Raw genomic sequence first — 24,720 nt, 5'->3', positions numbered from 1 at the left:
CGGCGCTGCGGTCGGAGCCGCGCTTCGTTGCGCTGCGCAAGGCACGCAAGCTGGACAGCTCCAAGCCGGGACGGGTGCCGCTTCAAGTTGAACCCGGCGTCCGCAGTGGAAGATTCACGCCTTCGTCAGCCGATCCGCACCGGCACGAAGATCTTGTCGTCCCCGCGCAGCACCAGCAGCGCCACCGAGGCGGGCGACTTGCTCATCACGTCCTTCACCTGGTCGACGCTGCGCACCGGCGTGCCATTGACCGCGAGCAACACGTCGCCGGCTTGCACACCCGCCATCGCCGCAGGACCACGCGCCGCCTCGACCACCAGGCCGCCGCTGTCGACACCGGCCTCGCGCCGCTCATCGGGTTGCAGCGGACGCAGCGCCAGGCCCAGCTTGCCCTGGCCGGCCGCGTCGTTCGCACTCGCGACCTTCTCGGCCTTGTCGGCGGCATTGCCGAGCTTGGCCGTGATCGTCTCGGCCGAGCCCTTGCGCCAGATGTCGAGCTGCACCTTCGAGCCCGGCGTGGCCATGCTGATCACCGATGGCAGGTCGCCCGACGAGACGATCGGCTTGCCGTCGACCTTGCGGATCACATCCCCGGTCTGCAGGCCGGCCTGGTCGGCCGGGCCACCCTTCTCGACGTTGGCGATCAGCGCGCCTTCCGGCTTGTCCAGCTTGAAGGAATCGGCCAGCGTCTGGTTCACCTCCTGCACCGACACGCCCAGCCGCGCATGCTCGACCTTGCCCGTCGCGACGATCTGCTTCTCGATCTTGGTGGCCAGGTCGATCGGGATCGCGAAGGACACGCCCTGGTAGCCGCCGGTGCGGCTGTAGATCTGCGAGTTGATGCCGACCACTTCGCCGCGCGAGTTGAACAGCGGGCCGCCCGAATTGCCGGGGTTCACCGCCGCGTCGGTCTGGATGAAGGGCACGGCGCTGTCGTCCGGCAGCGAGCGACCCTTGGCGCTCACCACGCCGGCCGTTACCGTGTTCTCGAAGCCGAAGGGCGAGCCGATCGCCAGCACCCATTCGCCGACCTGCAGGTTGTCGACACTGCCGAGCTTGACCACCGGCAGGTTCTTGGCCTCGACCTTGAGGACCGCGACATCGGTCTTGGGGTCGGCGCCCAGCACCTTGGCCTTGAGTTCGCGCCTATCGGTGAGCTTGACGATCACTTCCTTGGCGCCCTTCACCACGTGCGCGTTGGTCAGGATGATCCCGTCCGCGCTCACGATGAAGCCGGAGCCCTGGCCGCGCACGGTCTGGGCATCGGGTTGCGAAGGCGCGCCGCGCTGGCCACGCTTGCCGGGTTGCTGCATGCCCGGAGGCACACCGCCGAAGCGCTTGAAGAATTCGCCGAGCGGATCGCCGTCGGCAAAGGGGTTGCCGCCGTCGTTGCTGGCCGTTTCATCGGCCGAGCGCGTGCCGACCACGCTGATATTCACCACGGCCGGGCCGTTCTGCGCGGTGATCTGCGAAAAATCCGGCAACGCCACCGGAATGCCGGTGGTGGTGGTCGCCGTGGCGACCGGTGGCGTTGCCGCAAACGCGTGTGTCCCTTCCAGCGCCTGGACGCTGACGCCGCCAATGACGCCGGCGGTGACGAGTGCCAGCATCAGGCGGGTGGGGGTGAGGGATTGGAGACTCATGATTCGGTCCTTGTGAAGTGGATGACGGAATGATGAGGAGCGGGGCTTAGGAGGGGCTTAATCGGCGCGAGGCGCGGGCTCAAGCAGCCGAGGGCGCCGCTGCCGGAAAGGACACGCTGACCTTCAGGCCGCCCAGCCGATCCGATTTCCCGAGCCGAACCGTGGCGCCATGCCGCTGCGCGATCGCTTGCACGATCGCCAGGCCCAGCCCGCTGCCGCTGGCCCCTGCGTCGGCCGCGCGGTAGAAGCGGTCGAAGGCGCGCTCGCGGTCCGCTTCGGGAATGCCCGGGCCGCTGTCTTCGACGCGAAGCACCGGCGCATCGGCTTCCAGGGAAAGGGTCACATCAATGCGCCCATCCACCGGCGTGTACTTCACCGCGTTGTCGAGCAGGTTGCCCAGCAGGATGTGCAGCGCGGCAGGTTGGCCCTGCACGGTCGCGGGCACGGATTCTGCGAGACCCAGGTCGATCTGGCGCTGCTGCGCCTGCGGCAATACGGCCGCGATGGCCTCGGCGACCAGCGCCTCCAGGTCGACCGTCTGGCTCGGGTCGTCTGGCGGCATCGACGCCGACTCCTGCCGCGCCAGCGCGAGCAACTGGCCCACGAGCCGGATCGACCGGTCGATGCCCTGCTGCAGGCGCACCGTGGCCTGCTCCCGGCTGGCGTCGTCGGCGGCCCGGCGCAGTGATTCGGCCTGCAATTTCAGCGCGGTCAGCGGCGATCGCAATTCATGGGCCGCGTCTGCCACAAAGTTGCGCTGCGCGTCGAAGGCATTGTCCACGCGCTCGAACAGCAGGTTCAGTTCCTGTACCAGCGGGCGCACCTCGTCGGGCAGGCCCTGCATCGACAGGGGCGAGAGGTCGTCGTCGGCCCGGCCCGCGACCTCGCGCTGCATGCGCTGCACCGGCGCCAGCGAGCGCGTGATGATCCAGCCGACCGCCAGCATCAGCAGTGGCGCCATCAAGGCCAAAGGCAGCGTCGCGCGCAGGGCCAGGCCGCGTGCGCGGGCCTGGCGCGCGTCCATGTCCTGCGCGATCTGCACGGTCTGCAACGGCGTCTGCAGCGAATAGACGCGGTAGCGCGTGCCGCCCACGGTGGCATCGGAAAAACCCAGCACGGCTTGGGGCGGCAACTCGGCACGCGCGGAGCGGAACACCTGCGTGCCGTCCGGCCCCCAGATCTGCACGAAGACGTCGTAGCCTTCTTCGCCAAAATCGCCATCGGCGTTGCTGCCGAGCAGGGTGCTGCCGCGCAAGGTGTGCGCCATCTGCTGCAGGTGCATGTCGAACAGCGCATCGGCATCGCGCAACGCACCGCGATAGGTCGTGATGCCGAGGCCGAGGCCAGCCAGCAGGATCGATGCGAGCACGAATAGCAGCAAGCGCCCGCGCAGCGAGTGAAGCGGCCCGCGCGCTTTTGCGCTCATTCGCGCGGCACCATGTAGCCGAGGCCGCGCACCGTCTGGATGAGCCCGGCGCCGAGCTTCTTGCGCAGGCCGTGGATGTAGACCTCGACCGCATTGCTGCTGATGTCGTCCTTCCAGCTGTAGAGCTTCTCTTCCAATTGCGCACGCGACAGCAGCACGCCGGGCCGCGCGATCAGCGGCTCGATCACAGCCCATTCGCGCGCGGACAGCAGCACGGGCAGGTTGTTGAGCGTGGCTTCCTTCGTCGCGGGGTTGAGCGTCACGCCCATGTGCGAGAACACCGGCTCGCCGTGGCCGGCGCGGCGGCGGATCAGGGCGCGGATTCTGGCCAGCAGCTCGGTCATGTCGTAGGGTTTGACGACGTAGTCGTCGGCGCCTGCATCAAGGCCGGCCACGCGGTCGCCGACCGCATCGCGCGCGGTGGCGATCAGCACCGGCACGCTGTCGCGCCTTGCACGCAGGCTGCGCAGCACATCGAGCCCATCGCGGCGCGGCAGGCCCAGGTCGAGCAGCATCAGGTCGTAGTTCTGGGAGCGCAGCGCGGTGTCGGCCATTTCGCCGTCGCGCACCCAGTCGACCGCATAGTGCTCGCCGCGCAGCAGATCGAGCAGCGATTCGCCGATCATGGTGTCGTCTTCTACGAGCAGCAGGCGCATGGTGGTCCCGGAAGGTTGAGCTGGAGCCTGATTGTCGTTTCGCCGCTTAAGCCGGTCTGAACAGGTGCTTGAGGCGATGTGGGGGCGGGCCGGGCGCAGCTTGACCGTCGGGGCACTCCAAGCCTGTAGCATCGCCCGTCTTGCCTTTCGGCACCCTGCCTCTTTCACCCCTGCCATCACGATGAAGCGTCAATGGGAAATCGACGCCCTGCGCGGGCTCATGCTCGTGCTGATGACGCTCACGCACCTGCCTTCGCGCCTGACCGATCCGCTGGGGCAGCCCTTCGGTTTTGTCTCGGCAGCCGAGGGTTTCGTGTTGCTTTCGGCCTACGTGTCGGGCCTGGTCTACAGCCGACTTGCGCAACGACAGGGCATCACGGCGATGCGGTGGGCGTTCGGGCGGCGGGCGTTGAAGGTGTGGCTGGCGCAGGCGGCGACCTTGCTGCTGTTGTTCACCGTGATCGCCGGCCTGGGCGTGCGCTTCGAGCAGCCGGCCGTGACCGACCTGGTGTCGTACTACCTCGCGCAGCCACGCGACGCGTTCGTGAGCGGGCTGTTGCTGGTCTACGAACCGCCGCTGCTCGACATCCTGCCGATGTACATCTTCTTCATGCTGGTGAGCCCGTGGGTGCTGGGCTTCGCGTTGCGGCATGGGTGGGGGCTGGTGATGATCGCGAGCGTTGCGCTATGGGGGATGGCGCAGTTCGGGCTGAGCGAGTGGGCCTACGGCGTCGCCGTGAGGCAATTCGGGCTGTCGGTGCCCTACGAGGAAATGGGCTCGTTCAATACCTTTGCCTGGCAGTTCGTCTGGTTCACGGGCATGTGGATCGGCATGGGGCGGCAGGCGCAGGGCGCGAAGCCCTTGCACTTCCCGTGGTGGGTCGTGGTGTCGTCGATCGTGGTGGCGGCGTATTGCTTCGTGTGGCGCCACTTCGGCGACGACGGGCAGGCGCCGTACGGCGGTGACGTGGCCATGAACCTGCTGTTCGACAAGTGGCAGCTCGGGCCATTCCGGGTCATCAACTTCGCGGCGCTCGGCGTGCTGGCGGTGCGCTTCGGACCCAGCGTGATCGAGCGGCTGCCGCGAAGCCGGATGCGCCCGCTGGAGGCCATGGGTTCGGCCTCGTTGCCGGTGTTCTGTGCGCATCTCGTGGCGGTGCTGCTGACGCTTGCGTTCTACGGCAGCAACCAACTGGCCCGGCCCGCATGGGGGGATGCCTTGCTGCTCGCCGCGGTGTTCGCGTGGCTGTACGCGGTGGCGCGGATGACGCTGTGGTGGGAGCGTCGAGGTTCCCGGATACGGTAACGGTGAGCCGAACGGAGATCGCAGAGGTTCGGCTGTCCGCTCCGGCGTTCGACAACGATCAATGCCTGGCGCTGATCGTTTCGGGCGGCAACAGGTGGGGCGCCACCGCGGATTGCCAGATGCGGTACCCGGCATCGGTCATGTGGAGCATGTCGGGGAGGAACAGTTCCGTGCGCGGGCGGCCGTCGGTGCCGAGCATGGGGGTGTAGATGTCGATGAAATCGCTGTTGGCCTGGGTGCGCAGGTAGGCAGCCACGATGTCGTTGGTCTCGCGGATCTGCGAGAGCAGGGCGGCGCGCGAGGGGCTGGGCTTGATGGAGATGAAGCTGATGCGCGTGTTCGGCAGTTCGGCGCGAATGGCGGAGGAGAAACGGACGTAGCTGGTCAGCACCTTCAGTGGCGCGTGTCCTGCAGCCAGGTCGTTGTCGCCGGCGTAGACGACCACTTGGCGTGGCTTGTAGCGCAGCACCAACTCGCGCACCAGGAGGCTGCAATCGGCCAGCGTCGAGCCGCCGAAGCCGCGATTGAGAACGACGGACTGCCCGGGGAAGTCCGCCGCAAGATGCTTCCACAAGCGAATGCTCGAGCTTCCGACGAACACGATGCCCTCCGGTGCGGGTGGTGCCTCCTTGTCTGCCCGCGCAAAGGCGGCGAGGTCGCCGAGCCAACGTGCCTCGGCGGCGGCCTGTATGCCCGCAGGGGGTGGTGGAGGGGGAAAGTCTTGCGCGCGGACTGCGGGTGCGGCCAACGCTGCCAGCATCGCTGTGCAAAGCGCCAGCTCGCGAAAGTGTCTTCGGCAAGTGGAAATCCGTAGTGCGTCGGGCATTGGCAGGATCACAACGTCTTTTCGATGAGCGGGCCGTGGAACAGCACGGGGCCGGTCGGGCCGCGTTCGCTCGGCACGCCGCCGCGGGGCTCCAGGCTGATGGCCAGCGCGGGGATGGCGCGCAGGTTGGCCTCGGTGGCGGTCAGTTTCAAGGCGGGTGCATCGCCCAGCACGCCGAGCGAGCGCGGCGCCGCGCCGGGCGGCAAGGCCCAGAGCTGCAGCGACTTGTCGGCGCCCGGCTGGTAGTTGCCGATGCGTTGCAGCACGAGCTGGTTGTTCTTGGGATCGAAGGTGACGAGCATCGACGCGGTGGCCTTGTCGTCGGCCAGCACGGCGACGTATTGCACGGCGGGCGTGGTCTGCAATTGCCGCTGCAGGTCGAGGCCGGCGACCACGGCGATGACGGTGGCGAGCGCACCTGCCAGGCTGGCGCCGCGCCACAGCGCGAGGCTGCGCAGCCAGCCGGTGGCGGGCGCGGCAGGTGTTGCGGGCCCTGCGACAGGGGCGGAGGCGCGTTGGCGCGCCATGGCATCGCTGGCCTGTTCGGCGTCGATCAGGTTGCGGATGCGTGTCCACACGGCCGCGTCGGGCACCACCGAGGGCTGCAGTTCGGCCATGCTGGCGAGCCGGCCCTGCCACATCAGCGCCGCTGCGCGCACCGGCGCCTGCTCGCGTGCGATGGCCTCGAAGCGGCGCCGGGCGCCACCGCGCATGGTGCCCAGCGCATGGCTGGCGGCCAGCAGGTCCAGCAGTTCGGGGTGGGCGGCGAGGTTCATGGACGGCTTTTGTTCACGCGATGCGCGCCATGCAGTCGCGCAGCTTCTCGAGGCCGCGGCGGATCCAGGTCTTGACAGTGCCCAGCGGCAGCTTGAGCTGCTCCGCCAGTTCGCCATGCGACAGGTCGCGCAGGTAGGCCAGGCTGACCACCTCGCGCTGCCGCCCTTCGAGCTGGCCCAGGCACTGGTGCAGCGCAAAGGCCTGCTCGCTGGCATCGGCCAGGTCCTGCGGCGAGGGCGCATCCGAGGGCAGCGTCTGCGCCATGGCATCGTCGAATTCGTCGGTGATACGGCTCCGATCGGCGGTGCGCTTGCGCAGCAGGTCGAGCGCGCGACTGCGCACGATGAGGCCGAGCCAGGCCATCGGCGGGCTGAGTGTGGCGCGGTAGTCGACGGCCACGCGCCAGATCGTGAGGAAGGTCTCCTGCAGCACGTCCTCCGCCCATTCGCGCTGGCGCACGACGCGCATCGCCAGGCCGAACAGGCGCGGCGAAGTGCGCTCGTAGAGCAGGCGCAGCGCCGCCTCGTCGCGCTGGCCGACACGGTCGATCAGCGCCATCAGTTCGGCGTCCGGGCTCGCGGGAGTCATCGGCGGATTGTGGCGCAGGCAGGGGCATGAAGGGGGTACGCCTTGTAGGCGCGGGCAGATTCATGGAGAAGTTTGAATCCGATGTGCGAGTCGCCGCGTACCGGAAGTTGCAGGGGGCGGCCACAACGCACAAAACAGCCGCGCCTGCCCGTGGCGTTCCCGTTCATCCCTACTTTCAAAGGATCAGATCATGCAATTCCGAATCGTTCCCGCCGCGCTGGCCATCGCAAGTCTTGCCGGCCTCGCCGCCTGCTCGGGCATGGGCGCCAAGCCCATGATGTATTCGCAGGCCATGCTGCCCGACCCGGTGAAGGTGCCGGCCGGCCACGTCGTGGCCATGGAAACTGTCGGCACCGGCGACATCACGTACGAATGCCGCGTGAAGGCGAGCATGCCTGGCCAGCACGAATGGGTGTTCGTCGGCCCGGATGCGAAGCTGTGGGATCGCATGGGCGCGCAGGTCGGCAAGTACTACGGGCCGCCAGCGACGTGGGAGAGCATGGACGGCTCGAAGATCACGGCCACGCAGGTTGCGGTGGCGCCGAATGGGACGGACAACATCCCGTATCAGTTGGTCAAGGCCAATCCGGCGATGGGCGCCGGGAAGATGCAGGGCGTGAGCTACATCCAGCGGGTTGCCACGCGCGGCGGCATTGCGCCCGCCATGCCTTGCGCCGGGGGGAACATGGGTGCGAAGCAGGTTGTGAAGTACCAGGCGGATTACATCTTTTATCGGGCGATGTAGTTCAGTTCGTGCGCGCTTCGAAGTCCGCCCGGCATGCGGTGCGCGCCGGGCGCCTTCACTGTGCCGGCCCCTTCGTGGCTCCCCTGCAGTGCTCCCGTTTGGCGGGGTCCACATGAACTCGCTGCGCTCAAACAGCATGTGGCCCTGATCCGCCAAACGCTGCGCGCTTCGGCGGCACAGAGGCGGCACCCGGCGCGCACCGCATACCGGGCTCCGAGGTGTTCAACGGTCGGCTTTCCTTCGCCTCACCCCCGAACTCGGGTGCACTTCTGACCAACTGCAAACGCGAATGCTGTTGGTCGCGTTGCTTGTTCAAGTGTTCCAGCAGGCCGGGGCGTATTCGCGTCGAATGCTCGTGACAATGACGAGGACCTCCGCCTTGAGTCCGGCACAAGCCGCTGAGGGGGCGCGCGTTTCTGCGTCTGTACGAGAACAAGTCCGCCGAACAAACTCCGAGCCCGGTATGCCAAGCGCGCTGGGCGCCGCCTCTGTGCCGCCGAGGAGCGGAGCGTTTCGCGGATCAGGGCCACGTGCTGTTTGAGCGAAGCGAGTTCACGTGGACCCCGCGAAACGAGAGCACCGGAGGGAAGCCCCGAAGGGGCCGGCACAGTGAAGGCGACCAGCGCGCTTGGCATGCCGGGCGGCCCCCGCAGCGGGAACGACACGTCCCCTGAAACGAAGCAATTACGCCAGCCGCTTGCGATGCCGCGCAATCTGCGCCCGCACCTGCGCCGGCGCCGTCCCACCCAGCGTGTTCCGCGCATTCAGCGACCCGCGCAAGCTCAACACCTCGTACACGTCTTTCTCGATCTTCGGATTGAACTCCTGCAGCACCTTCAGCGGCAGTTCCGACAAATCGACGTTGTGCGAGATCGCCGCCTTCACCGCATGCGCAACCGCCTCGTGCGCGTCACGGAAGGGCAACCCCTTCTTCACCATGTAGTCGGCCAAGTCCGTCGCCGTGGCATAGCCGCGCAGTGCAGCTTGTTCCATCGCTTGCGGCTTCACCGTGATCCCGCCGACCATCTCGGCAAAGATGCGCAGCGTGTCCTTGAGCGTGTCGACAGTGTCGAACAGCGGTTCCTTGTCTTCCTGGTTGTCCTTGTTGTAGGCCAGCGGCTGGCCCTTCATCAACGTGATCAGGCCCATCAAATGGCCGACCACGCGGCCAGTCTTGCCGCGGGCGAGTTCGGGCACGTCAGGATTCTTCTTCTGCGGCATGATCGAACTGCCGGTCGTGAAGCGGTCGGCGATCTGGATGAAGCTGAAGTTCTGGCTCATCCACAGGATCAGCTCTTCGCTGAAACGGCTGATGTGGATCATCGCCAGCGAGGCGGCCGAGGTGAACTCGATCGCGAAGTCGCGGTCGCTCACCGCGTCCAGGCTGTTCTGGCACACGCCTTCCATGCCCAGCGTCTTCGCGACCATCTCGCGGTCCAGCGGGTAGCTGGTGCCGGCCAGCGCGGCGGCGCCCAGCGGCAGGCGGTTCAGGCGCTTGCGCACGTCGGCCATGCGCTCGGCGTCGCGCGAGAACATCTCGACGTAGGCCAGCATGTGGTGGCCGAAGCTCACCGGCTGCGCCACTTGCAAATGCGTGAAGCCCGGCAGGATCACCTCGACGTTCTTCTCGGCGATGTCCAGCAGCGCCTTCTGCAGGTCGCCCAGCAGATCGCTGATCAGGTCGATCTCGCCGCGCAGCCACAGGCGCACGTCGGTGGCGACCTGGTCGTTGCGGCTGCGGCCGGTGTGCAGGCGCTTGCCGGCGTCGCCGACGAGCTGGGTCAGGCGGGCTTCGATGTTCAGGTGCACGTCTTCCAGGTCCAGTTTCCACTCGAACTGGCCGGCTTCGATTTCTTCACGAATCTGCTTCATCCCGCTTTCGATTGCGGCGTGGTCCTGCGTGCTGATGATCTTTTTTGCGGCGAGCATGCAGGCATGCGCCAGCGAACCCTCGATATCCGCCTGCCACAGGCGTTGGTCAAATCCGACACTGGAGGTGTAGCGTTTGACCAGGTCGCTCATCGGTTCGGAGAACAGGGCGGACCAGGCTTCGGATTTCTTGTCGAGTTGGTTTTGGGTCATGGCGGGCAGGTGGAGGCAATAATGGTTGTCACGCCATGTATCAGTGATGCGCAACCTGTCGATTTTATCGGCCGCACCTTCGGCCAGCCCATCGGCCGCCCCATCGAGTGGCTCGCCGGCCTCCAAGCACGCGCCCGCCCATCCGCGGGTGGTGCTGTTCGACGCCTGCCAGGTGGGCACGGTGTTCCGGGCGGTGCTGTTCGTGGAGGCGGTGATCGCGGTGGGCGCGATGTTCGTGGCGGCAGGCCCGCAGGACTGGCTCGGGCTGCTGGCGACGATGACCGGCGGCGCCCTGCCGGGCACGCTGCTGTGGCTCATCCTGACCTGCGCCATCAGGAAGCCGTTGGCCCGGCTGCCGCGGCTGGCCCAATATTCGATCGGCGTGCTGCTGGGGGCGGTGTCGGCGCTGTATGGCTGTGGCCTGCTGCGCTTGACGGGGGTGCTGCCGGTGGCGCCCTGGCTGGCGAGCGGCCTGGCGGGCGCGTTGCTGGCGGGCGTTGCGATCACGGTGCTGGTGCTGCGTGCGCGCGGCCGCACCCCGGCGGCCACGACGGCGCGGCTGGAGGAACTGCAAGCCCGCATCCGGCCGCACTTCCTCTTCAACACGCTCAATTCCGCCATCGCCCTGGTGCGCGAGGAACCGGCCAAGGCCGAGACCATGTTGGAAGACCTGGCCGAGTTGTTTCGCCGTGCGCTGGCCGACCCGCACGAACCCGTGACGCTGGCCGACGAGATCGCCTTGGCCGAGCGCTACCTGGCCATCGAGCAGGTGCGCTTCGGCGAGCGGCTCCGCATCACGTGGCAACTGGACCCCGGTGCGAGCGGCGCGAAGCTGCCGCCGCTGCTGTTGCAGCCGCTGGTGGAGAACGCGGTCAAGCATGGCGTCGAGCCCAGCCCCGAAGGCGCGACACTGCGTATCCGCACCGAGCGGCGCGGCGGCATGGTGGTGATCGAGGTCATCAACAGCCTGCCGCCCTTGCGCTGGGCCGACGAGCCGTTGCCGCGCGGCCACGGCATTGCGCTCGCCAATGTGCGCGACAGGCTGCGGCTGTTGCACGATGTGCAGGCGCAGTTTCGTGCGGGCGTGGATCAGGGGAGCTACAGGGTGCGAATCGACATCCCGGCCAAGTCTTGAAGGCAATTGATTGATGAACTCGTTGCGTACCTTGATCGTCGATGATGAACCGCTGGCCCGTTCGCGCCTGCGCACGCTGCTGGCCGAATGCGACGCCCCGGCCGCCGATGTGGTCGGCGAGGCCGCGCAGGCCACCGAGGCGGAACAGCGCCTGGATGAAACCCCCACCGACGTGGTGCTGCTCGACATCCACATGCCCGGCATCGACGGCACCGAATTCGCCCGGCTGCTGCGCGGAAGGAACGACGCGCCGGCCATCGTCTTCGTCACGGCGCATGCGGGCCATGCCGTCACCGCTTTCGAGCTGGACGCGGTCGACTACCTCACCAAGCCCGTGCGCGCCGAACGGCTGCAGCAGGCGCTGCAGAAGGCCGAGCGCTACCTCAAGGAAAAGCGCGCCGCGCTGCCGGACCCGAACGAGGAAGTGTTCCTGATCCAGGACCGCGGCCGGGCCGAACGCGTGCCGGTCGCCGAGGTGGTGTACCTCAAGTCCGAGTTCAAGTACCTGACCGTGCGCACCTCGTCGCGCAGCCACATCTACGACGCCAGCCTGGCCGAGATCGAGGAGCGCTACCCCGACCGCTTCGTCCGCGTCCACCGCAACGCCCTGGTCGCCCGCTCGGCCATGCGCGCGCTGGAGAAGTACGACGACGGCGAGGACATCGACGGCTGGGCGCTGCGGCTGCGCGGCATCGCCGAGCCGGTGGTGGTGTCGCGCCGGCAGTTGTCGGTGGTGCGGGATGCGCTCAAGGATTCGAGATGAGCGCTGCGCCGGGCCGCCCCAAGCAAGCACGCACCCTCTCGGGGCAAGCGAGGACATGAAGTCATGAGCGCCTTGCCTGCCCCGCCACCGCCTCGGACGGCGGAGCCTGCGGTGCAGCCCCCGCCGCAGCTCACCGGGCCTGTCGAGCTCACGGAGCCCGTCGAGCCCGCGCAGGAGCGCGTGATGCTCCATATGCCGGTCGACGTTCGCAGCCTGTCGCTTGCCGTGCTCGCGGTGCTGGGTGCGATATTCGCATTGCGCTGGGCCGCGGCTGTCTTCATCCCGCTGATGCTGAGCCTTCTCCTCACCTATGCGCTGGCGCCAGTCGTCGAGCGCCTGGCGCGCTGGCATGTGCCGCGCGCCCTGGGGGCGGGACTGGTGTTGCTTTCCATCGGCGGCGCGTTCGGTACCACGGTCTACAAGCTGGCGGACAGCGCGGGTGCATTGATGGACTCGCTGCCCGTCGCTGCCCAGAAGCTGCGAATGGCAGTGCGTCCGCATGGCCCCGTGCGGCCCGGCACGCTCGACAACGTGCAGCAGGCTGCCGCGCAACTCGAACAGGCGGCCAGCGAGAGTTCGGCCAAGGTCGCTGCCCAGAAGGGCGTGGCCCGCGTCGTGGTCGAGAAGCCGGCATTCAACGTGCGCGACTACCTGTGGACTGGCACGCTCGGCCTGCTTGGCGCAGCCGGGCAGCTCACGCTGGTGGCCTTCCTGACCTTCTTCGCCCTCGCTTCCGGCGACACCTTCCGGCGCAAGCTCGTGAAGATCACCGGCCCCAGCCTGCAGAAGAAGAAAATCACCGTGCAGGTGCTAGACGACATCACCGGCCATATCGAGCGTTACCTGCTGGTGCAGATCCTCACCAGCGCCATCGTCGGCGTGGCGACCGGGTTGTCGTTCTGGGCCCTGGGCATGGAGAACGCGGCCGTGTGGGGAATCATCGCGGCCGTCACCAACCTCATCCCGTACATCGGCGCGATCCTCATGATGGCGCTGTCGGCGCTGGTCGCCTTCATGCAGTTCAATTCGGTCGACATGACCTTGGTCGTGGGCGGCATCTCGCTGGTCATCCACACGCTGGTCGGCAACCTGCTCACGCCCTGGCTCACCAGCCGCACCAGCCGCATGAATGCGGTCGCCGTGTTCGTGGGCGTGATCTTCTGGGGCTGGCTGTGGGGTGTGTGGGGCCTGCTGCTGGGCATCCCGATCATGATGGTCGTGAAGGCGGTGTGCGACCGGGTCGAAGATTTGCGCCCACTCGGCGAAATACTTGGCGACTGACCGTCCGGCTATGCTTGTCGGTCGGTGGCGTGCGTACCAGATTGCGCAAACAATACCCAATTCCGAAAACCCTCGAACCAACTTCCGGTTGCCCCGGCCTTCTTTCCCGTGACCATTCTCGACGCCCGCCAATCGGGGCTCGCCAACGGCGGCCCGAGTTTTTCCCTCGGCAACCGGCTTGTGCGTGCGCTCTGGATTCCGATCTGGCGTATCGGTGCCGGCTGGACGCCGCGCCAACTGCATCCGTGGCGCCGTTTCCTGCTGCGTGCCTTCGGCGCGAAGATGGCGCCCGGCAGCGACGTGCGCGGCAGCGCCAAGGTCTGGTACCCGGCCCACCTCGAAATGCACGAAGGCGCGATCATCGGACCGGGCGTGAATGTCTATTCGATGGGCCGGATCACAATTGGTCGCAAGGCCCTGGTTTCGCAAGGCGTTCACCTCTGCGCCGGCACCCATGACTTCGACACCCCCCTGTTCCAGCTGGTGGCCAAGCCCATCACCATCGGCGCCCACGCCTGGGTCGCGGCCGAGTCCTTCGTGGGCCCGGGCACGCGCATCGGCGAAGGTGCGGTGGTCGGCGCGCGCGCCGTGGCCTTTGGCGAACTCCAGCCCTGGACTGTCTATTCGGGCAACCCCGCTCGGGTGATTCGCCAGCGGCGTCGCTTCGAGATCTGACGTCCGGAGCCCGGTCGTTCAGGGCCGCCACGCCTTCGCGACTTCCGCCGTTCGGTACCCGAACCCGTCTTCATCACCACCCGAAGAACCGCAACACCGCTTCCCGCTGCCGCAACGTATCCGCCCGCCCCAGCGCCATCAGTTCGCGCGTGAACCCAGGGTCGAACAGCAGGTAGCTGGCCAGCGCAGCGCCCTTCACGTGGTAGAAGCCGCCGTCGCCGTTCATGCCGCCGAAGATGTGGCGCACCGGCGCGGGCAGGGCGCCGACATGGCGCGCGGCAATCACATCGAGACGCTCGGACGGCGAAATCACCAGCAGCTCCAGCGGCCGAAGCGCGGCGGTGGTACGCAACTCGGCTGGAATCAGGGCCAGCGTGGCGTTGATCCGCTCCATGCGCTCGATGTCCACGCCCAGCGAGTCCAGGAAGATGCTGGACATGGCATGGCCGGCGATCTGCGCCAGCGTGGGATAGCCGGTGTGCGTGTTGGGCGCGGGTTGCGCCTGCGGCTGGGTCATGCGCCCGGCGCCGATCACGAGGATCCGCTCGGCACCGAGGTGGATGGTCGGTGAACTGGGCGCCGATTGCCGCATCGAGCCGTCGCCGAAGTATTCGACATGCCCACCCACCGTCAACGGCATCGCCGGAAACACGAATGGAATGGCCGACGATGCCATCAGGTGGTCGTGCGTGATGGGACAGCAAACGGCATGCCTTTGTGAGCGCACCCAAGGCTCGACAGGCGTTGCAGACTGGAAGAAGGTGACGTGCTCGCCCGAGCTGTAGCTCGATGCGGTCACGGCCAGCGCCTGCAAGTGGCCCGCGAGCATGAGTGATGGCAGGCGGGTCAGCGGAATCTTGCGCTTCAGGAATTCGGCCAGCGGCGTGTTGTCCAGCAGCGAGCGCGGCTGGATATGCAGGATGGAACCGACAAAGCGTCCGAGCCCGAGCATCTGGCCCCAGCGCGTGCCGCTTCCGAGCATGGCAATGGCGTCGTCCTGGTAGACCTGCTCGACATGGATGTTGTGCCAGAGGTCCGCGATGTGGCGCACCACGGCATCGAAATCGTCGGCGCCGCAGGCCAGGGCGGCGGCATTGATGGCGCCTGCCGAGGTGCCCGCAATGATCGGGAAGGGATTGGACTGGTGGCCCGCGCCCGCGCTGCGGCGCAGGTGGGCAATGGCCTCGAGCACGCCGACCTGGTAGGCGGCACGCGCGCCGCCGCCCGTCAGCAAGAGGCCGGTCGGCCGGGCCATCTGCGATGGAAGGGTCGGCGCGGAAGGCATGCCGCGGTCCACCTAGAGCCTGCGCGCACGCCCCGCGGAGAAGTCGCGAAGGCATGCTGAAGTGCGCGAATCGAGGCACACGCGCAGCGTGCAACGCAGAGTGGGTCGCCTGGTCATTCCTCCCTTTCGGATCGAGCAGCCGCATGGCTGGCCAATCCCGTCTCCGTATCCAATGTGTGACAGGCCCTAGACTACCTGCCCTTCAGGAGATTGAGCAATGGCACTATCGCAAGAGTCCCTGGCTGCGGCGCTGCAGTCGGTCCAGGACCCGAACACAGGCAAGGATTTCGTCAGCACGCGGGCACTCAGGAACGTGCAGATCGAGGGCAACGACGTGTCCTTCGACATTGAGCTGGGTTACCCCGCGCGCAGCCAGCATGCAGCCCTGCGCAAGGCGCTGGTCGACGCGGCGCGCAAGGTATCGGGCGTGGGCAATGTTTCGGTCAACATCCAGACGCGCGTGGTCTCGCATGCGGTCCAGCGCGGCGTGCAATTGCTGCCCAATGTGAAGAACATCATCGCCGTGGCCTCGGGCAAGGGTGGTGTCGGCAAAAGCACGACCGCGGCCAACCTGGCGCTGGCGCTGGCGGCCGAAGGTGCGAGCGTGGGCCTGCTCGACGCCGACATCTACGGACCGAGCCAGCCGATGATGCTCGGCATCGAGGGCCGTCCTTCCAGCGAGGACGGCAAGACGATGATGCCGATGGAAAACCACGGCGTGCAGGTCATGTCGATCGGCTTTCTGGTCGACCCCGACGAGGCCATGATCTGGCGCGGCCCGATGGCCACGCAGGCGCTGGAGCAACTGCTGCGCCAGACCAACTGGAAGGACCTCGACTACCTCATCATCGACCTGCCGCCCGGCACCGGCGACATCCAGCTCACCCTGTCGCAGCGCGTGCCGATGACCGGCGCGGTGATCGTCACCACGCCGCAGGACATCGCGCTGCTGGACGCGAAGAAGGGCATCAAGATGTTCGAGAAGGTCGGCGTGCCGATCCTGGGCATCGTCGAGAACATGGCGGTGCACGTGTGCTCGAACTGCGGCCATGTGGAGCACATCTTCGGCGCCGAGGGCGGCAAGAAGATGGCGGCGCAGTACAAGATGGACTACCTCGGCGCCTTGCCGCTGGACATCAACATCCGCCTGCAGGCCGACAGCGGCAAGCCCACGGTGGTGGCCGATCCGGACGGCACGGTGGCCGCCATCTACAAGGACATCGCGCGGCGCGTGGCGGTCGGGATCGCGGAGAAGGCCAAGGATTTCTCGGCCAAGTTCCCGACCATCACGATCAGCAAGAACACCTGATACGACTTTGCAATCAATCGCAGAACAAGGCGGAGCGCCGCAGACAGTGCTGTAGCACGGCAAGGCGCTCGAACGCAGTCATGCGGCTGATTTGCGAAATCGTATGAAGCGATTCGGGTGGGCATTCGCGCTGGGGCGGCCCCGCGGCCGCGTACATGTCCGCCCAGCGTGCGAAGCACTTGTGCATCGGGATGGGCCATGGGTTCGTTGGGTCCTGGCTGCCGCTGACCGGGGTGTTGACCGTGGTTCCGTTGTGAGCGGTGGCATCGGGCCGGGCATGCGCGACAGCCGCAGGTGAGCACGGCTGGCCGGTGAGCGACGGCGTCGGCGTGATGGGCACTGACTCCGCCATGCTGCATCAAGTGTCCAGCGGCAACCTTGTTAGATCGATAGACTGGTCAGTGAGACAAGCGCTGGCCGCGGTGGCCGGCGCCCGAGGCGAGGCACATGCAAAACCCAGCCACCCGATCAGAACCCAGGGCGATCCCGCTCGCCACACCCGACGAGTTGCGAGACCGCATCCGCCGCAAGAGCAAGCTCAAGGGCCGCCAGCCCGAGGAGGGCGCGCTGCAACGCGTGCGCGAACTCATCGGGCCACGGCCCGAGGGCGGGCACCGGCGCGACCTGTTGATCGAGTACCTGCACATCCTCAACGACGCCCACCGTGGCCTGCATGACACCCACCTGGTGGCGCTGGCCGCCGAGATGAAGATCCCGATGGCCGAGGTGTACGAGGTCGCGACCTTCTATCACCACTTCGAGGTGCTGCGCGGCGACGAGCAGGCGCCGCGTCTGACGGTGCGGGTGTGCGACAGCCTCTCCTGCGAACTCGCGGGCGCGGGTGATCTGCTGGAACGCCTGCCTGCGTTGCTCGGCGCCGCAGGGCAGGGCGACGTGCGCGTGGTGCCGGTGCCGTGCATCGGCCGCTGCGAGCAGGCGCCGGCTGCGCTGGTGCATCAGACCGCGGTGCCGTTGGCGACCGCCAGCAAGCTGGTGGAGACGGTGCGGCACATGCAGGATGGGGCACCGGCGGCGGCCCGGCCGGCGAACGCGGCGGCCATTCACTTCGAGCCAGCGACACTCGCGGAGCAAGGCGTTTCGCCGCCGTCGCAAGCGATCGAGGCCATCCCGGCCCACACGGACTACGCCACCTATCGCGCGCACGGCGGCTATGCCCTGGCCGCCGCACTGGCCGGTGGCCAGCAAGATGTCGAGAAAGTCATCAAGGTCATGGAAGACTCCGGCCTGCGCGGCTTGGGCGGCGCGGGCTTTCCGACCGGGCGCAAGTGGCGCATCGTGCGCGACCAGCCAGCGCCCAAGCTCATGGCAGTGAACCTGGACGAGGGCGAACCCGGCACCTTCAAGGACCGCGTCTACCTGGAGCGCGATCCGCATCGCTTCCTCGAAGGACTGCTGATCGCCGCGCAGGTGGTCGGCATCGACGCCTGCTACCTCTACCTGCGCGACGAATACCACGATTGCCGCCGCCTGCTCCAGGCCGAACTGGCGGCGCTGCAAGCCAATCCGCCGTGTGTCCTGCCGAAGATCGAACTGCGCCGCGGTGCCGGGGCCTACATCTGCGGCGAGGAGTCCGCGATGATCGAGAGCATCGAAGGCAAGCGGGGCGAGCCGCGCATGCGGCCGCCCTACATCGCGCAGGTCGGCCTGTTCGGCCGGCCCACGCTGGAACACAACTTCGAGACGCTCTACTGGGTGCGCGACATCGTGCAGAAGGGCCCGCAATGGTTTGCCGGCTTCGGCCGCCACGGCCGCAAGGGACTGCGCTCCTTCAGCGTCAGCGGGCGCGTGAAGCTGCCCGGCGTGAAGCTCGCGCCGGCCGGCATCACGGTGCAGGAACTGATCGACGAATACTGCGGCGGCATGCTGGATGGGCACACGCTCCATGCCTACCTGCCGGGTGGCGCATCGGGCGGCATCCTGCCGGCCAGCATGAACGACATACCGCTGGACTTCGACACGCTGCAAACTCACGGCTGCTTCATCGGCTCGGCCGCCGTGATGGTGTTGAGCCAGCATGACCGCGCACGCGATGCGGCCCTGAACGTGATGCGCTTCTTCGAACATGAAAGCTGCGGCCAGTGCACGCCCTGCCGCGTGGGCACGGCCAAGGCCGCCGCCTTGATGGACGCCCCGACGTGGGACAACGACACGCTGGAAGACCTTGCGCAGGTCATGGGGGATGCGTCGATTTGCGGACTCGGGCAAGCTGCGCCCAATCCGATTCGCTGTGTGCAGAAGTATTTTCCGCAGGAGATTGCATGACCCGCGCAGAACACGAAGTGCCAGGCTTGGAGGGCACACGCTCATGAACGCGCCGACCCATCTCGCGGAGCTGCTGCCGGAGGTCATCGAGTTCACGCTCGACGGACGTGCAGTGGAAGCCTTCGAAGGCGAAACGATCCTGGTCGCAGCGAAGCGCGCCGGCGTCGAGATTCCCCACCTTTGCTACAAGGAAGGGCTGCGGCCCGACGGCAACTGCCGGGCCTGCGTGGTCGAGCTGAAGGGCGAACGCACGCTGGCGCCTAGCTGCTGCCGCAACGTGACGGCGGGGATGGAAGTCCAGGCCAACAGTCCGCGAGCGTTGAAGAGCCAGAAGATGGTGGTGGAGATGCTGCTGTCGGATATGCCGGACAAGGGGTACAAGTGGAACGATGGGGGTGTCGGCCCTCACCCCGACCCTCTCCCGCAGGCGGGAGAGGGGGCAAGAGAAATTCCTCGCTCGCTGGCGGGCGATGGGGCGAGAGACCTTCCTCGTTCGCTGGTGGGCGGTAGGGCAACTGAACTCCCTCTCCCGCTCGCGGGAGAGGGCCGGGGTGAGGGCAAGCCGGTCGGCCAGCATGGTGAACTGAGCGACTGGGCGCAGCGCCTCGGCATCGAGGTCCGCCCCCAGCTCAAGGCCCTTCGCCGCGAGCAACCCAAGCGCGACGTCACCCACCCCGCCATGGCCGTCAACCTCGACGCCTGCATCCAGTGCAACCGCTGCGTGCGCGCCTGCCGCGAGGAGCAAGTCAACGACGTCATCGGCTATGCCATGCGCGGCGAGCACAGCAAGATCGTTTTCGACCTCGACGACCCGATGGGCGACAGCACCTGCGTGGCCTGCGGCGAATGCGTGCAGGCCTGCCCGACCGGCGCGCTCATGCCCAAGTCCCACATCGGCTCGCAGATCGTCGATCGCAAGGTGGATTCGGTCTGCCCCTTCTGCGGCGTCGGTTGCCTCATCACCTACAACGTGAAAGACGAGAAGATCGTCAGCGTCGAAGGCCGCGACGGCCCGGCCAACCACAGCCGCCTCTGCGTGAAAGGCCGCTTCGGCTTCGACTACGCGCACCATCCGCAGCGCCTCACCGTGCCGCTGATCCGCAAGGCCGGCGTGCCCAAGGCCTACGGCGACACGCCGCGCCCCGGCGACTGGCACGAGACCTTCCGCGAAGCCACCTGGGACGAGGCGCTGGCCCTGGCCGCCGGCAAGCTGCGCAGCCTGCGCGACACGCACGGCAAGAAGTCGCTGGCCGGCTTCGGCTCGGCCAAGGGCAGCAACGAGGAGGCCTACCTGTTCCAGAAGCTGGTCCGCACCGGCTTCGGCAGCAACAACGTCGACCACTGCACGCGGCTCTGCCATGCGTCCAGCGTGGCGGCCCTGCTCGAAGGCGTGGGATCCGGCGCGGTCAGCAACCAGGTCAACGACGTCGAGCACGCGGAAGTGATCCTGATCATCGGCTCCAACCCGACCGCCAACCATCCGGTGGCCGCCACCTGGATGAAGAACGCCGCCAAGCGCGGCGCCAAGATCGTACTGGCAGACCCGCGCATCACCGACCTCGGCAAGCATGCCTGGCGCACGCTGCAGTTCAAGGCCGACACCGACGTGGCGATGCTCAACGCGCTGATCCATGCGGTCATTGACGAAGGCCTGGTCGACGAGGAGTTCATCCGCAACCGCGCCAGCAACTACGAGGCCCTGCGCGACAACGTGAAGGGCTACAGCCCCGAGGCGATGGCCCCCATCTGCGGCATCCCGGCCGGGACGCTGCGCGAAGTGGCGCGCGCCTTTGCCACGGCCAAGGGCGCGATGATCCTGTGGGGCATGGGCATCAGCCAACACGTGCACGGCACCGACAACGCGCGCTGCCTGATCGCGCTGGTGACGGTCACCGGCCAGATCGGCAAGCCCGGCTCCGGCCTGCATCCGCTGCGCGGCCAGAACAACGTGCAGGGCGCCAGCGACGCGGGCCTGATCCCGATGATGTTCCCCAACTACCAGCGCGTCGACAACGCCAGCGCGCACGCGTGGTTCGAGGACTTCTGGCACACCAAGCTCGATGAGAAGCCCGGCTACACGGTGGTCGAGATCATGCACAAGGCGCTCGCGCCCGACAGCGACCCGCACAAGATCCGCGGCATGTACATCATGGGCGAGAACCCCGCGATGAGCGACCCCGACCTGAACCACGCACGCCACGCCCTGGCCAGCCTGGAGCACCTGGTCGTGCAGGACATCTTCATGACCGAGACCGCCTGGCTCGCCGACGTGGTGCTGCCCGCGAGCGCCTGGCCCGAGAAGACCGGCACCGTGAGCAACACCGACCGCATGGTGCAACTGGGCAAGCGCGCGCTCGACCCGCCGGGCCAGGCCAAGGCCGACCTCTGGATCATCCAGGAGATCGCCCATCGCATGGGCCTGCAGTGGAACTACGAGGGCGTCGAGTCCGGCGTCGCCGCGGTCTACGACGAAATGCGCCTGGCCATGCATGCGGCCATCAAGGGCATCACCTGGGAGCGGCTGCAGCGCGAATCCAGCGTGACCTACCCGTGCCTGGCCGAGGACGATCCCGGCCAGCCGACGGTCTTCATAGAGAACTTCCCGACCGCAACCGGCCGCGTGAAGCTGGTGCCGGCCGACATCATCCCGGCCGACGAGCGCCCCGACGCCGAGTACCCCTTCGTGCTCATCACCGGCCGGCAACTGGAGCACTGGCACACCGGCAGCATGACGCGCCGCGCGACCGTGCTCGATGCGCTGGAGCCGATGGCGACCGCCTCGATGTGCCAGGCCGACCTGGGAAAGCTGGGCCTGGAAGCAGGCGATGTGGTCACCATCGCGTCCCGCCGCGGCGAGGTGGCCATTCACCTTCGTCGCGACGACGGCACGCCGCAGGGTGCGGTTTTCGTGCCCTTCGCTTACTATGAGGCCGCGGCGAACCTCATGACCAACGCCGCGCTCGACCCCTTCGGAAAAATTCCGGAATTCAAGTACTGCGCAGTGTGCATCCAGCGCGGTGGCATGCCCATGGCGGCAGCGGGTTACGGAACAGGAACCGGGGAGACAAGAACCAACCTGGCGCAATGATCCGGCACACCGTTTTCTTCAGGCTGAAGCATCCACACGGCTCCATCGCCGAGGCCGATTTCCTCGCGCGCGCCATGAAGCTCGGCCCGGCGATTCCGGATGTGCGCAATTTCAAGTGCGTCAGGCAGGTCAGCAACAACAGCGAGTTCGACTGGGGTCTGCTCATGGACTTGGCCGACCAGGCCGCATATGACCGCTACGACGCGCATCCTGTGCACAGGATGTTCGTCGCCGAGCGCTGGCAGCGGGAAGTGGAGGCCTTCGTGGAGATCGACTACCTGGTGGGCGACGAGCCCGGGGAGGCCTGATGGCGGTCGCGCCCCGCGCCAGGCCCGAGGACTTCTTCACCGATGCGGAATGGGCCGCGCTGACGGCGCGTTCTTCCTGGCGCGGCCCGTGGCTGGTTGCGCATTGCTGGGGTGTCATCGGGCTGGCGATGGCCATGGGCGTGCTGTGGCCGGTGACCATTCCGCTGGCCGTGCTCATCATCGGCACGCGGCAACTGGGCCTGTTCATCCTGATGCACGACGGCGCGCACGCCGTGCTGCATCGCAATCGCAAGGTGAACGACTGGTTGGCCTACTGGCTGTGCTCGTCGACCTTGCGCGTCTACCGGCCGTACCACCTTCAGCATCATCGTTTCGTGCAGCAGGCCGAAGACCCGGACCTGGTGCTGTCCGCGCCGTTCCCGATCACGCGCGATTCGCTCTGGCGCAAGGTGGTGCGCGACCTGAGCGGCCAGACCTTCGTCAAGCAGCGCTTCGGTCACTGGCTTGCTGCGTTCAAGGCGCGCAAGCCCGGCGACTCCATGGTGGCGCTGGTCGCGCAGGAACTGGCGAAGGATGGCCGTTTCCTCATCGGCAACGGCCTCTTCTTCGCGCTGTTCGCCGCGGCGGGCTATGGGTGGGTGTGGCTCGCGATGTGGCTGCTGCCGATGATGACCTGGCTGCCGCTCATCAGCCGCATCCGCAACATCGCCGAGCATGCGCTGGTGCGGGAAGGCGAATCCGATCCGATGCGGCAGGCCCGCACCACGCATGCAAGCTGGCTCGAACGCATGCTGGTCGCGCCGTACTGGGTCAACTACCACTGCGAACACCACATGTTCACCAGCCTGCCGTGCTGGAGCCTGCCGAAGGCGCACCGGCTGCTGCAGCGCAAGGGCATTGCCGCGCGGATGGAGACGCAGTCGGGGTACGTGCGCTTGATGACGCTGGCCACTGCGGCCTGAAACTCCGCTGCGCGGCGCCAGTCGTGCGGCCTGGCTGTAACGCATGGTTGCGAATCTCCGGCCGCCGTGGGGCACGCGGCCCGCATGGCAGTCATCCAATGGCCGGTTCCGCGCGTATCAAGTCAGTGTTCCCTCCAAGGAGTTCGAGATGAAGATGCTTGCTCTTTCATTTGCCATCGCTTCCGCCCTGTTGCTGGCCACGGGCGCCCAGGCGCAGACCCCCAGCGACAAGGCCGCGGCCAAGGCCGAGCGCAGGATGGAGGGCAGCGAGGCGGCGAAGAACCCGCTGCCGGCCGAAGGCATCAATCCCATTCCTGCCGCGCGGCCGAAGGCGTCGCCCGGCGACAAGGCCGCTGCCAAGGCCGAGCGCAGGACCGAAGGAGCCGAGGCATCGAAGAACCCGCTGCCTGCGGAGGGCATCGAGGAAGTCCCGGTCTCGAAGCCCAAGGTGTCGAAGGCCGACCGCGATGCGGCCCGCCAGGCGCGCCGGGCCGCGGCGGCCAAGGCCAACAAGGCCGGCGAACTCAAGCCGCAGAACTACTGAACGCCTGCAGCGTCTCGAAGCCGGCGGATTCCGGCTCCGCGGAGCGCTGGAACACGACCGGTTCCCTGCGGCTCTTGTTCAGCAGCAGGCGTGTGACGTCGGGCCGTGAATAGTGGCCGCCCGGATCGCCGGCCGCCTTGGCCAGCGAGATCATCCCGAGGTCGATGTCGGCGATGACCAGCCCTTCCTGGTCTTCCGGCAGGTTGGTGCCCAGCGGTGAGCCGTCCGGGCCGTAGATGCGTGCGAAGCCGCCGCCCTTGAGCAGCATCTGCTGCTTGCCTGGGTCGGTGCACAGCAGTTCGCTCATGGCCGGGGAGACCGTGGCGCACGGCGCGATCACGAAGCACTGGCCTTCAGCGGCGTAGATCTGGCTGGCGGCGTTGTTGACCTCGGCGCCGAGCGCGTAGGCGCCGCCGCGGTACAGCGAGAAGCTGGGCCATGCGGCGCAATGGATCTGTTCGTTCTGCACGTACATCGCGTACTTGCTGAGCGGCTGCAGATGCTCCCAGCAGCACAGCGAGCCGATGTTGCCGATCGGCGTCTCGCACACCGTCAGGTCGGAGCCGTCACCTTCGCCGAAAACCGTGCGCTCCACGTGCGTGGGCTTGAGCTTGCGGCGCGTCTGCACCACGTCGCCCTGGTCGTCGATGAGCGCCTGCGCGATGTAGAGGCTGCCGCCGGCCTTCTCGCTGAAGCCGGTCGAGACCCAGATCTTGTGCCGGCGCGCCGCGTCGCGCAGGCGGTCGAACTCGGGCGAGCCGAGCACCAGCGAGTTGTCGTTGTAGCGCTGCACGAACTGCATGCCCCAGGCAGGCGAATCGAGCCAGATCCACCACGGATAGCCGGGGATCCAGGTCTCCGGGAAAGCGATGAGCTTGACGCCCTGCGCCGCCGCCTGGCCCATCAGGTCGATGGTCTTGCCGATGGTGGCGTCGAGGTCCAGGAACACGGGGGCCGCTTGAACTGCGGCGACGCGAAGCTTGGGATGGGTCTTGCTGGGCATGGTCTCGATCTCCAGGAATGGTGGAACGGGCGCCGCAGCCGCGGGTTGGCGCCGTGGCATGCGGGTTGCGTCAA

Annotated in this window: 21 protein-coding genes; 12 read left to right on the top strand and 9 right to left on the bottom strand. The window is 67.3% G+C overall.

The window, feature by feature from the left end:
* Positions 1 to 125: 125 nt before the first annotated feature.
* The 3 genes from WKW82_RS18755 to WKW82_RS18745 form a co-directional block, all read right to left on the bottom strand.
* The gene (locus WKW82_RS18755) at positions 126 to 1,643 is read right to left on the bottom strand and encodes a DegQ family serine endoprotease (RefSeq protein WP_340343828.1); all 1,518 of its coding nucleotides are present in this window, start codon (positions 1,641 to 1,643) and stop codon (positions 126 to 128) included.
* Between the two features lie 79 nt (positions 1,644 to 1,722).
* On the bottom strand, positions 1,723 to 3,069 hold the full coding sequence (locus tag WKW82_RS18750; protein ID WP_340343827.1) for a sensor histidine kinase: 1,347 nt from the start codon (positions 3,067 to 3,069) through the stop codon (positions 1,723 to 1,725).
* Positions 3,066 to 3,725, bottom strand: a complete 660-nt coding sequence (locus WKW82_RS18745; protein ID WP_340343826.1) for a response regulator — start codon at positions 3,723 to 3,725, stop codon at positions 3,066 to 3,068. Before WKW82_RS18745 ends, WKW82_RS18750 begins: the two co-directional genes overlap by 4 nt.
* 181 nt (positions 3,726 to 3,906) lie before the next feature.
* On the opposite strand from WKW82_RS18745, the gene opgC reads away from it, so the two are divergent.
* Positions 3,907 to 5,031, top strand: coding sequence for an OpgC domain-containing protein (opgC, locus tag WKW82_RS18740; RefSeq protein ID WP_340343825.1), 1,125 nt, complete (start codon positions 3,907 to 3,909; stop codon positions 5,029 to 5,031).
* 58 nt (positions 5,032 to 5,089) lie between these two features.
* Here opgC and WKW82_RS18735 read toward each other — a convergent pair whose 3' ends face one another.
* From WKW82_RS18735 to WKW82_RS18725, 3 genes are all read right to left on the bottom strand, one after another.
* Positions 5,090 to 5,791 (bottom strand): SGNH/GDSL hydrolase family protein, encoded by a 702-nt coding sequence (locus WKW82_RS18735; protein ID WP_340343824.1) that lies wholly within the window; start codon positions 5,789 to 5,791, stop codon positions 5,090 to 5,092.
* Between the two features lie 74 nt (positions 5,792 to 5,865).
* Positions 5,866 to 6,633 carry an anti-sigma factor gene (locus tag WKW82_RS18730; protein ID WP_340343823.1) on the bottom strand — a complete coding sequence of 256 codons (768 nt, stop codon included), beginning with the start codon at positions 6,631 to 6,633 and terminating at the stop codon, positions 5,866 to 5,868.
* Between the two features lie 13 nt (positions 6,634 to 6,646).
* Positions 6,647 to 7,222 carry an RNA polymerase sigma factor gene (locus tag WKW82_RS18725; protein WP_340343822.1) on the bottom strand — a complete coding sequence of 192 codons (576 nt, stop codon included), beginning with the start codon at positions 7,220 to 7,222 and terminating at the stop codon, positions 6,647 to 6,649.
* A 190-nt stretch (positions 7,223 to 7,412) separates the two neighbouring features.
* Here WKW82_RS18725 and WKW82_RS18720 point away from each other — a divergent pair, with 190 nt between their 5' ends.
* A complete protein-coding gene (locus tag WKW82_RS18720; RefSeq protein WP_340343821.1) occupies positions 7,413 to 7,967 on the top strand; it encodes a DUF3455 domain-containing protein in 555 nt (184 codons plus the stop codon).
* Between the two features lie 684 nt (positions 7,968 to 8,651).
* Here WKW82_RS18720 and argH read toward each other — a convergent pair.
* Positions 8,652 to 10,049 (bottom strand): argininosuccinate lyase, encoded by a 1,398-nt coding sequence (gene argH, locus WKW82_RS18715; RefSeq protein ID WP_340343820.1) that lies wholly within the window; start codon positions 10,047 to 10,049, stop codon positions 8,652 to 8,654.
* Between the two features lie 46 nt (positions 10,050 to 10,095).
* Between argH and WKW82_RS18710 the strand changes: the two genes are divergently transcribed.
* The 4 genes from WKW82_RS18710 (at position 10,096) to WKW82_RS18695 (ending at position 13,903) form a co-directional block, all read left to right on the top strand.
* A complete protein-coding gene (locus WKW82_RS18710; protein ID WP_340343819.1) occupies positions 10,096 to 11,184 on the top strand; it encodes a sensor histidine kinase in 1,089 nt (362 codons plus the stop codon).
* A gap of 13 nt (positions 11,185 to 11,197) precedes the next feature.
* Positions 11,198 to 11,947, top strand: a complete 750-nt coding sequence (locus WKW82_RS18705) for a LytR/AlgR family response regulator transcription factor (protein ID WP_340343818.1) — start codon at positions 11,198 to 11,200, stop codon at positions 11,945 to 11,947.
* Between the two features lie 63 nt (positions 11,948 to 12,010).
* On the top strand, positions 12,011 to 13,228 hold the full coding sequence (locus WKW82_RS18700) for an AI-2E family transporter (RefSeq protein WP_340343817.1): 1,218 nt from the start codon (positions 12,011 to 12,013) through the stop codon (positions 13,226 to 13,228).
* Positions 13,229 to 13,336: 108 nt separating this feature from the next.
* Positions 13,337 to 13,903 (top strand): LbetaH domain-containing protein, encoded by a 567-nt coding sequence (locus WKW82_RS18695; RefSeq protein ID WP_340343816.1) that lies wholly within the window; start codon positions 13,337 to 13,339, stop codon positions 13,901 to 13,903.
* A 73-nt stretch (positions 13,904 to 13,976) separates the two neighbouring features.
* Here the strand turns inward: WKW82_RS18695 and WKW82_RS18690 are convergent, their stop codons facing one another.
* Positions 13,977 to 15,188: a patatin-like phospholipase family protein gene (locus tag WKW82_RS18690; RefSeq protein WP_340343815.1), complete on the bottom strand. Its 1,212-nt coding sequence runs from the start codon at positions 15,186 to 15,188 to the stop codon at positions 13,977 to 13,979.
* 217 nt (positions 15,189 to 15,405) lie between these two features.
* Here WKW82_RS18690 and apbC point away from each other — a divergent pair, with 217 nt between their 5' ends.
* From apbC to WKW82_RS18660, 6 genes are all read left to right on the top strand, one after another.
* On the top strand, positions 15,406 to 16,497 hold the full coding sequence (gene apbC, locus WKW82_RS18685) for an iron-sulfur cluster carrier protein ApbC (protein WP_340343814.1): 1,092 nt from the start codon (positions 15,406 to 15,408) through the stop codon (positions 16,495 to 16,497).
* Between the two features lie 447 nt (positions 16,498 to 16,944).
* Positions 16,945 to 18,780 (top strand): NADH-ubiquinone oxidoreductase-F iron-sulfur binding region domain-containing protein, encoded by a 1,836-nt coding sequence (locus tag WKW82_RS18680; RefSeq protein ID WP_340343813.1) that lies wholly within the window; start codon positions 16,945 to 16,947, stop codon positions 18,778 to 18,780.
* Between the two features lie 43 nt (positions 18,781 to 18,823).
* A complete protein-coding gene (fdhF, locus tag WKW82_RS18675) occupies positions 18,824 to 21,868 on the top strand; it encodes a formate dehydrogenase subunit alpha (RefSeq protein ID WP_340343812.1) in 3,045 nt (1,014 codons plus the stop codon).
* Positions 21,865 to 22,176 (top strand): Dabb family protein, encoded by a 312-nt coding sequence (locus WKW82_RS18670; RefSeq protein WP_340343811.1) that lies wholly within the window; start codon positions 21,865 to 21,867, stop codon positions 22,174 to 22,176. Before fdhF ends, WKW82_RS18670 begins: the two co-directional genes overlap by 4 nt.
* The gene (locus tag WKW82_RS18665) at positions 22,176 to 23,099 is read left to right on the top strand and encodes a fatty acid desaturase family protein (protein WP_340343810.1); all 924 of its coding nucleotides are present in this window, start codon (positions 22,176 to 22,178) and stop codon (positions 23,097 to 23,099) included. The genes WKW82_RS18670 and WKW82_RS18665 overlap by 1 nt, the downstream gene beginning before the upstream one ends.
* 148 nt (positions 23,100 to 23,247) lie before the next feature.
* Positions 23,248 to 23,643 carry a hypothetical protein gene (locus tag WKW82_RS18660; RefSeq protein ID WP_340343809.1) on the top strand — a complete coding sequence of 132 codons (396 nt, stop codon included), beginning with the start codon at positions 23,248 to 23,250 and terminating at the stop codon, positions 23,641 to 23,643.
* Here the strand turns inward: WKW82_RS18660 and WKW82_RS18655 are convergent.
* Entirely contained in the window at positions 23,624 to 24,646 is a 1,023-nt protein-coding gene (locus WKW82_RS18655; RefSeq protein ID WP_340343808.1) for a carbon-nitrogen hydrolase family protein, read from the bottom strand. The genes WKW82_RS18660 and WKW82_RS18655 overlap by 20 nt on opposite strands.
* Between the last annotated feature and the right edge of the window lie 74 nt (positions 24,647 to 24,720).

It is taken from the genome of Variovorax rhizosphaerae (assembly GCF_037889975.1).
Lineage (GTDB): Bacteria > Pseudomonadota > Gammaproteobacteria > Burkholderiales > Burkholderiaceae_C > Variovorax > Variovorax rhizosphaerae.
The sequence above is the reverse complement of the archived record's forward strand: the minus strand, read 5'-3'. Positions and strand labels throughout refer to the sequence as shown.